This window comes from Achromobacter sp. RW408 (genome assembly GCF_003184165.1).
Lineage (GTDB): Bacteria > Pseudomonadota > Gammaproteobacteria > Burkholderiales > Burkholderiaceae_B > Achromobacter > Achromobacter xylosoxidans.
In genome coordinates, this window is the sequence record NZ_QHHO01000046.1 from 1,122,908 (window position 1) to 1,130,492 (window position 7,585).

A 7,585-nucleotide genomic window follows, 5' to 3' on the forward strand; every position below is an offset into this window, starting at 1 on the left:
CCGAAGCTGGTGGCCAGCGCCTGGCCGTCCAGTTCGGCCAGGGACACCCAACGGGCGTCCAGCGCATCGTCGCCGGCCACCGGTTCGCCCGACTGCCAGCGGCACAGTACCGCGACCAGGATGTAATGGCGGCGCAGCGCGCCGCTGTCGTCGTGGTCGAACACGTCGACGGCGTCGAACACCTGCAGCGCCTGCGCGCGCACGCCGCATTCTTCGAACAGCTCGCGCGCGGTCGCGTCTTCGAGGCGCTCGCCGGCCTCGATCTTGCCGCCGGGAAAGGCCCAGCGGCCCTGGTCCGGCGGGTTGGCGCGGCGCACCAGCAGCACGTGGCCGTCGCGCAGCACGGCGGCGATGGTGGCGGGGATGGGGCGGGAAGGCTGGGCGGTCATGGCAGGTCGGGCGAGAGGCCGTCGAGCATCATCGCCAATCCATATTCGAAGGTCGCGTCCGGTCCCTGCCGGTCCAGCGCCTTCATGGTGCGTGCCAGGGCGGGCGGGGGCGCGGGCGGCGCGACGCGCTCGGGCGCGGCGGCCTCGCCGGCCTGCTGTTCCATCACCGAGCCGACCACGTAGTGGCTGATGGCCACCAGCGCATTGGCGGCCCGCAGCGGCGTGAAGCCCGCGTCGCACAGCAGCTTGATCTGCGCCTGGACGCGATCGTATTGCGGTTCGGCGGGGCGGGTGCCGGCGTGGATGCGGGCGCCGTCGCGACAGGCCAGCAGCGCGCGGCGGAAGCTGCGCGCGTTGGCGTACAGGAATTCCTTCCAGGGGCCGCCCGGAGACGGCAGGGTATGCATGTGCTCGCGCATCATGGCGTCCGACAGCGCGTCCAGCAGCGCCTGCTTGCTCTTGAAATGCCAGTACAGCGCCGGTTGCTGCACGCCCAGGCGTTCGGCCAGCTTGCGCGTGGTCAGGCCGTCCACGCCCACCTCGTTCAGCAAGTCCAGCGCGGCGGCGATGACGGCGTCGCGTTGCAGTTTGGCCATAGGGACTCCTTGTTGGGCTTGATAATTTATCACTGATCAATTTATGATGCACGAACTTATCACCGATAAATTATTGCCTCGATGCCGGACCGCGCCATTGCCTTGCTGTTGTTCATCGTCACCCTGGATGCCGCGGGCGCCGGGTTGATCATGCCGGTGCTGCCGGGCCTGCTCGACCAGCTTGGCGATGCCGCGGCCACGCCGGCCCATTACGGGGTGCTGCTGTCCCTGTATGCGCTGGCGCAGTGCCTGGCCGCGCCCGTGCTGGGCGCGCTGTCGGATCGCTACGGAAGGCGGCCGGTGCTGCTGGTGTCGCTGGCGGGCGCCGCCGTCGACTATCTGGTGATGGCGGCCGCGCCGGCATTGTGGGTGCTGTACGCGGGACGCATCCTGGCGGGCATTACGGGCGCCACCGGCGCGGTGGCCGGCGCCTGCATCGCCGACGCCGGCGATCCGTCGCGGCGCGCGCGGCGCTTCGGCCAGTTGTCGGCCTGTTTCGGGCTGGGCATGATCCTCGGGCCGGCGCTGGGCGGCCTGGCGGGGCTGGCCGGCGCCCGTATGCCGTTCGTGGCGGCCGCGGCGGCCAATGGCGTGGCCTTCCTGACGGCCCTGGCGTGGCTGCCGGAATCGCGCCGGGGCGCTCGCGCGCCGTGGTCGTGGCGCGCGCTGGATCCGATTGGCGGTCTGCGCCAGGCACTGGGCGGCAAGAACCTGGCCGGCCTGCTGTGGGTGTTCCTGGTGATGCAGATGGCGGGGCAGGTGCCGGGATCCCTATGGGTGCTGTACGGACAGGACCGCTTTCAGTGGGACGCGGCGGCGGTGGGCCTGTCGCTGGCCGGGTTTGGCGCCTTGCACGCCGTGGCGCAGGCGACGCTGCCGGGCCCGTTGAGCGCGCGCTTGGGCGAGCGCGGCGCGCTGGTGGTGGGCATGGCGGCGGACGCGGCAGGTTATGTCCTGCTGGCGTGCGCCACGCAGGGCTGGATGGCGGCGCCGCTGATGCTGCTGCTGGCCGCCGGCGGCGTGGGCGCGCCGGCGTTGCAGGCGCTGCTGTCGGCGCGGGCGGGCGCGGGCAGCCAGGGGCAGTTGCAGGGCGCCATGAACAGCCTGGCCAGTGCCGCCGCGATCGCCGGCCCGCTGGCCTTCACCACGTTGTACGCGGCCAGCGTCGGCGGCTGGACCGGCTGGCCCTGGGTGGCGGGCGCGGCGCTCTACCTGCTGTGCGCGCCGACGCTGGCGCGGCTGGGCGCGCCTGGCGACGCGGCGCCGCGGGCCCGCTAGCAGATCGCCCGTCCGGGCCGCGGCGGCCTAGCGCAAATCCCGGTAGTGGCGGCCCGCCCCTTGGTGCACACTGTCAGGCGCGCCGCCATGAGCGCGTTGGATAACGACAGGGCCTGCGCTCGGGCTCGCGGGGGGAAGCAGCATGGACACGCCGGACAGGCAATTGCGCTATTTCGTGCGGATCGCGGAATTGAAATCGCTGTCGCGGGCCGCCGAGGACCTGGACCAGACCCAGTCCGGCCTGAGCCGCCAGCTGGCGGCGCTGGAAGCCCACGTGGGCAAGCCGCTGTTCGTGCGCACCGGCCGCGGCGTCGAACTGACCGAGGCGGGCGCGCGGCTGCTCGATGGCATCCTGCCGGCCTATCGCAGCATCGACCAGACGCTGGAGGCGGTGCGCCAGCGCGAAGGCGTGACGCAGGGCTCGGTGCGGTTGGCTACGGTGCATACGCTCAGCTACTACTTCATGGCCGAGGTGGTGGCGCAATTCGTCAGCAGCCGCGAGCACGTCAATCTGTCGGTCATGGGCCGCAGTTCGCCGGAGGTGGTGGCGCTGGTGGAAAGCGGCAAGGCCGACATCGGCTTCGTCTATGACGCCGCGGTGGCCTCTGACGCGCTGGCCTCGACGCCGCTGTTCGACGACGACATGTGCCTGATCGTGCGGCATGGGGTCGCGGTCGAGGATGGCGCCGACCTGGCCGCCATGACGCTGCGGCTGGTGGGTTTTCCGCCGCATTACGCGTTGCGCAAGATGATCCACAGCGCCGGCCTGCAGCCCGAGTTCGTGGCCGAGGCCGAAACCATCGACGCCATGCTCAAGCTGGTTTCCTCGGGGGTGGGCGCCTGTATCCTGCCCTCGCGCATCCCCGACAAGCTGCTGGCCGACTACGGCCTGCGCAAGGTCGTCATCCGCCAGCCGGTGCTGCGCCGGCGGGTGGTGGCCATCACGCTGGCGCAGCGGCCGCCGCTGCCGCTGGTGCGCGAGCTGCTGGACTGCGCCCGCCGCATCGCGCGGGATTGAGTCGGCGTTTACCCGTACCGCTCCGCCGGCGCCCCTGGGGAGCGCCGTGCCGAATAGCTGCTATGAGCGCCGCTGCATGGCTCGCCGGCGGGGCGCTTTCCATACTGTCCGCCAAGGCGCGCCCTCCGTGCGCGCCACCCGACCGCATCAGGAGGCGGCAGCATGGACAACACCCTGCGCGAAAAAGCGTACTTCGACACCCGCGCCACCCAGGAAATGGCGCGGCACCTGCGCGCCGTGCCGCGCACCATCCAGGAGACCATGGCCTATGCCTGCCGCATCCTGGCAATGACCGAGCAGGAAGCGGGCCTGGCCGGCCAGATCAGCGTGCGTTCAGAGCGCCCCGGCGCCTACTGGACGCTGCGCTTCGGCCTGGGTTTCGACGAAGCCACGCCGGCCGACTTCATCGAGGTCGACCGCGACCTGCACACGCTCACGGGCGAAGGCATGGCCAACCCGGCGACGCGTTTCCACCTGTGGGTCTACGAGGCGCGGCCCGACGTGCAATCCATCATCCACACCCATTCGCCCTGGGCCTCGGCGCTGGCGGCGGCGCGCCAGCCGCTGGTGATCGCGCAGATGGACATGACGCCGCTGCACGACGACTGCGCCTTCCTGGGCGAATGGCCCGGGGTGCCGATCGCCGACCAGGAGGGCGTCATCATCTCGGGCGCGCTGGGCGCCAAGCGCGCCATCATCCTGGCGCACCATGGCTACCTGACGGCCGGCGCTTCCTGTGAGGAGGCGACCTACCTGTCGGTCTACCTGGAACGGGCGGCGCGCATGCAGATCCGCGCGCAGGCCTTCGGGCCGCTGACGCCGGTGGACGACGCGCTGGCGCGCGAGGCCCACGACTACCTGCTCAAGCCGTCGATCGTGCGCGCCACCTTCGACTACTGGTGCCGCCAGACGCATGGCGTCGCGCCGCTGCCGCGGCCCGTCCGCTGATTCGACGCCGCTCACATACCTATATCTCCAAGGGGAAGTCACGATGATGACGACCAAGACAGCGCCCGCGCGTTCGCGCCGGGACTACGTAACGGCCGGCCTGGCCAGCATGATGGGCACCACCATCGAGTGGTACGACTTTTTCCTGTACGGCACGGCCGCCGCGCTGATCTTCAACAAGATATTCTTTCCGTCGTTCGATCCGCTGACCGGCACGCTGGCCGCGTTCGCCACCTATTCGGTGGGCTTTTTCGCGCGGCCGCTGGGCGGCGTGATCTTCGGCCACTACGGCGACAGGATCGGCCGCAAGTCCATGCTGCTGATCACCTTGCTGCTGATGGGCGTGCCCACCATCCTGATCGGCCTGATCCCGTCGTATGAGCAGATCGGCTACTGGGCCGCGGTGCTGCTGGTGCTGATGCGTTTTCTGCAGGGCATCGCGGTGGGCGGCGAGTGGGGCGGCGCCGTGCTGATGGCGGTCGAGCACGCGCCGCAGGGCAAGAAGGGCTTTTTCGGCAGCCTGCCGCAGGCCGGGGTGGCGCCGGGCCTGATCCTGTCGTCGCTGGCGATGGGCGCGGTGGCCGGGCTGCCGGAGCAGGACATGCTGTCGTGGGGCTGGCGCCTGCCGTTCCTGGCCAGCGTGGTGCTGCTGGCGGTGGGCTGGTTCATCCGCGTCAAGGTGGCCGAGTCGCCCGACTTCGAGCAGATGCGCGACAAGGGCGCCAAGGTCGAGGTGCCGGTGGCGGCCGTGCTGCGCCATCACCGGCGCGCGCTGTGGACGGTGGTGGGCGCGCGGCTGGCCGAGGTCACCTGGTTCTACACGGTGGTCACGTTTTCGCTGGCCTACGCCACCGGGACGCTGGGCATTCCCCGTGCGGTGATGCTGGACGCCACCATCTGGGGCGCGGCATTGGCGTTGTTCAGCATGCCGCTGTTCGGCATGCTGGGCGACCGCATTGGCCACAAGTGGGTGTTCATGGCCGGCGCGGTCGGCATCCTGGCGTGCGCGCCGCTGTTTTTCCAGTTGCTGGCCACCGGACAGACCGGCTGGATCATCGTCGCGGTATGCCTGGCGGTGGGATTGGTCTACGCTTGCCTGTACGGTCCCGAGGGCACGCTGTTCTCCAGCCAGTTCCCGGCCGAGGTGCGCTACACCGGCATCTCGCTGGCGGTGCAGGTGTCGGGGGCGATCGGCGGCGGCCTGGCGCCGATCGTCGCGACCTGGCTGCTGGCGCGCGCCGGCGGCGATCCGAAATACGTGGTGTGGTACCTGAGCGCGCTGGGCGTGGTGGCGGTGTTCAGCGCCTGGCGCATGCGCGGCGATGCGCCGGCGCAGGCCGCGCTGGGCGTGCCGGCCGGCGCCCGGACCTGAGGACGACATGAAGACGATCGACTATTACTTCTGGCTGAACTCCGACTGGGCCTACCTGGGGGCCGACCGGCTGGAGGCGCTGGCGGCGCGCCAGCAGGCGCGCATCCGCTACCTGCCGGTGGACCTGCCCGAGGTCTATGCGCGCACCGGCGGCGTGCTGCTGGGCCAGCGCGCGCCTGAACGCCAGGCCTACCGGGTGACCGAGCTGGCGCGCTGGTGCCGCAAGCTCGGTATCCACGTCAATGCCACGCCGGCCCACATGTGCCCGGACGCCGGGCTGGCCTCGCGCCTCGTGATCGCCGCCGATGCCGCCGGCCTGCCGGTGGCGGCCCTGTACAAGGCCATCCTGGCCGCCGAGTGGTGCGAGGAGCGGGACATCTCGTCGCCGGACACGCTGCGCGCCATCGCGCGGGAGCAGGGGTTGGATGCCGGCGCGCTGATGGCCGCCGCCGAGCAGCCGGCGGCGCGGCGGGCCTACCGCGACAACACCGACGCGGCGGTGGCGGCCGGGGTATTCGGCTCGCCGTCGTACGTGTATCGCGGCGAGCTGTTCTGGGGCCAGGACCGGCTGGAGATGCTGGAAGAGGCGGTCGCCGCCTCGCGCTGAACGCAGGCGGGCGCCGCGAGCCCGGGGCGCTTTCGTGGTTCGTGGCGCCATTGTCGTTCGGCCCCGGGCGATGAGGCCGTGGCGGCGCCGTCGCCAGGGCCAGCCAGCGCCGGCGGACCGGCCCGCCGGTCTACTTCGCCGCCGCCTTCACCAGCGGGCAGGTCGACTTGGACAGCGGCATGAAGGCCTCGTCGCCCGGCAGCGTCGCCACCAGCTTGTAGTAGTCCCAGGGCCGCTTGGATTCGGCTGGCGTCTTCACCTCGAACAGGTACATGTCGTGGACCATGCGGCCGTCCTCGCGGATGCGGCCGTTGGTGGCGAAGAAGTCATTGATCGGCATGGCCTTCATCTGCTTCATCACCGCGTCGGGCGCGTCGGTGCCGGCGGCCTGCACCGCCTTCAGGTAGTGCATCACCGAGGAATAGGTGCCGGCCTGGCTCATGTTGGGCATTTTCTTGAGCTTGTCGTAGTAGCGCTGCGACCAGGCGCGGGTCTGGTCATTCATGTCCCAGTAGAAGGCCTCGGTCAGCATCAGGCCGGCCGCCGCATCCAGGCCGATGGCGTGGATGTCGTTGATGTACAGCAGCAGGCCGGCCATCTTCTGGCCGCTTTGCGTCAGGCCGAATTCGCGCGCCGCCTTGATGGCGTTGACCGTGTCGCCGCCGGCGTTGGCCAGGCCGACGATCTGGGCGCGGCTGGCCTGCGCCTGCAGCAGGTACGAGGCGAAATCGCTGGTGCCGATGGGATGGCGCGCGGCGCCCAGCACGGTGCCGCCGCGGGCTTTCACCACCTCGGTGGCCGAGGCCTGCAGGGTGTGGCCGAAGGCGTAGTCGGCGGTCAGGAAGTACCAGCTCTTGCCGCCGCGGTCGACGGTGGCGCGGGCGGTGGTGTTGGCCAGCGACCAGGTGTCGTAGGTGTAGTGCACCGAATACGGCGAGCACAGGTCGTTGGTGATGCGCTCGGTGCCCGGGCCGCTGAACACCACGATCTTCTTTTTCTCGCGCGCCACCTCCAGCACCGCCAGGGCGGGCGCCGAGCCGGCCACGTCCAGGATGGCGTCGACCTTCTGCGTGTCGTACCACTCGCGGGCGCGGGCGGCGGCGATGTCGGCCTTGTTCTGGTGGTCGACCACCAGCAGGTCGATTTTCCTGCCCAGCACCTTGCCGCCGAAGTCGTCGATGGCCATCTGGGCGGCCGTGGCGCTGCCCTTGCCGGTCACGTCGGCATAGATGCCGCTCATGTCCAGGATCAGGCCGAGGCGGACGATATCGTCGGAAATGGCGGCGGGGGTGGTCTGCGCCATGCTGGCGGCGCCGACGAACAGGCTGGCGCCGCAGGCCGCGGCCATGGCTGCGGCGCGCGGGAAGCGGCGGGGAG

The 7,585-nt window shown here is 70.7% G+C and carries 8 protein-coding genes; 5 read left to right on the plus strand and 3 right to left on the minus strand.

All coding sequences use genetic code 11. The features are described 5' to 3' along the window. Together DK459_RS15215 and tetR are read right to left on the minus strand one after the other, a co-directional pair. The coding region (locus DK459_RS15215; RefSeq protein ID WP_110134897.1) for an NUDIX hydrolase at positions 1-389 on the minus strand (389 nt) is incomplete at its 3' end. Next, positions 386-985 (minus strand): tetracycline resistance transcriptional repressor TetR, encoded by a 600-nt coding sequence (gene tetR, locus DK459_RS15220; protein ID WP_053500190.1) that lies wholly within the window; start codon positions 983-985, stop codon positions 386-388. The genes DK459_RS15215 and tetR, both read right to left, overlap by 4 nt. Positions 986-1,066: 81 nt before the next feature. Between tetR and tet the strand changes: the two genes are divergently transcribed. The 5 genes from tet (at position 1,067) to DK459_RS15245 (ending at position 6,208) form a co-directional block, all read left to right on the plus strand. Further along, positions 1,067-2,263 (plus strand): Tet(A)/Tet(B)/Tet(C) family tetracycline efflux MFS transporter, encoded by a 1,197-nt coding sequence (tet, locus tag DK459_RS15225; protein WP_020927208.1) that lies wholly within the window; start codon positions 1,067-1,069, stop codon positions 2,261-2,263. A gap of 142 nt (positions 2,264-2,405) precedes the next feature. Then, positions 2,406-3,281, plus strand: coding sequence for a LysR family transcriptional regulator (locus DK459_RS15230; RefSeq protein ID WP_006387017.1), 876 nt, complete (start codon positions 2,406-2,408; stop codon positions 3,279-3,281). Positions 3,282-3,443: 162 nt separating this feature from the next. Then, positions 3,444-4,229 carry an aldolase gene (locus DK459_RS15235; RefSeq protein WP_006387018.1) on the plus strand — a complete coding sequence of 262 codons (786 nt, stop codon included), beginning with the start codon at positions 3,444-3,446 and terminating at the stop codon, positions 4,227-4,229. A gap of 43 nt (positions 4,230-4,272) precedes the next feature. Continuing rightward, positions 4,273-5,601 (plus strand): MFS transporter, encoded by a 1,329-nt coding sequence (locus DK459_RS15240; protein WP_054438871.1) that lies wholly within the window; start codon positions 4,273-4,275, stop codon positions 5,599-5,601. Positions 5,602-5,608: 7 nt separating this feature from the next. Then, positions 5,609-6,208, plus strand: coding sequence for a 2-hydroxychromene-2-carboxylate isomerase (locus DK459_RS15245; RefSeq protein WP_054471064.1), 600 nt, complete (start codon positions 5,609-5,611; stop codon positions 6,206-6,208). 130 nt (positions 6,209-6,338) lie between these two features. On the opposite strand, the gene DK459_RS15250 is transcribed toward DK459_RS15245, so the two are convergent. Next, positions 6,339-7,556, minus strand: coding sequence for an ABC transporter substrate-binding protein (locus DK459_RS15250; protein WP_110134847.1), 1,218 nt, complete (start codon positions 7,554-7,556; stop codon positions 6,339-6,341). Positions 7,557-7,585: the final 29 nt, after the last annotated feature.

Bases quoted from the DNA above. Each gene is read 5' to 3' on its own strand.
- tetR (WP_053500190.1), bottom strand. From the start codon at position 985: ATGGCCAAACTGCAACGCGACGCCGTCATCGCCGCCGCGCTGGACTTG.
- tet (WP_020927208.1), top strand. From the start codon at position 1,067: ATGCCGGACCGCGCCATTGCCTTGCTGTTGTTCATCGTCACCCTGGAT.
- DK459_RS15230 (WP_006387017.1), top strand. From the start codon at position 2,406: ATGGACACGCCGGACAGGCAATTGCGCTATTTCGTGCGGATCGCGGAA.
- DK459_RS15235 (WP_006387018.1), top strand. From the start codon at position 3,444: ATGGACAACACCCTGCGCGAAAAAGCGTACTTCGACACCCGCGCCACC.
- DK459_RS15240 (WP_054438871.1), top strand. From the start codon at position 4,273: ATGATGACGACCAAGACAGCGCCCGCGCGTTCGCGCCGGGACTACGTA.
- DK459_RS15245 (WP_054471064.1), top strand. From the start codon at position 5,609: ATGAAGACGATCGACTATTACTTCTGGCTGAACTCCGACTGGGCCTAC.
- DK459_RS15250 (WP_110134847.1), bottom strand. From the start codon at position 7,556: ATGGCCGCGGCCTGCGGCGCCAGCCTGTTCGTCGGCGCCGCCAGCATG.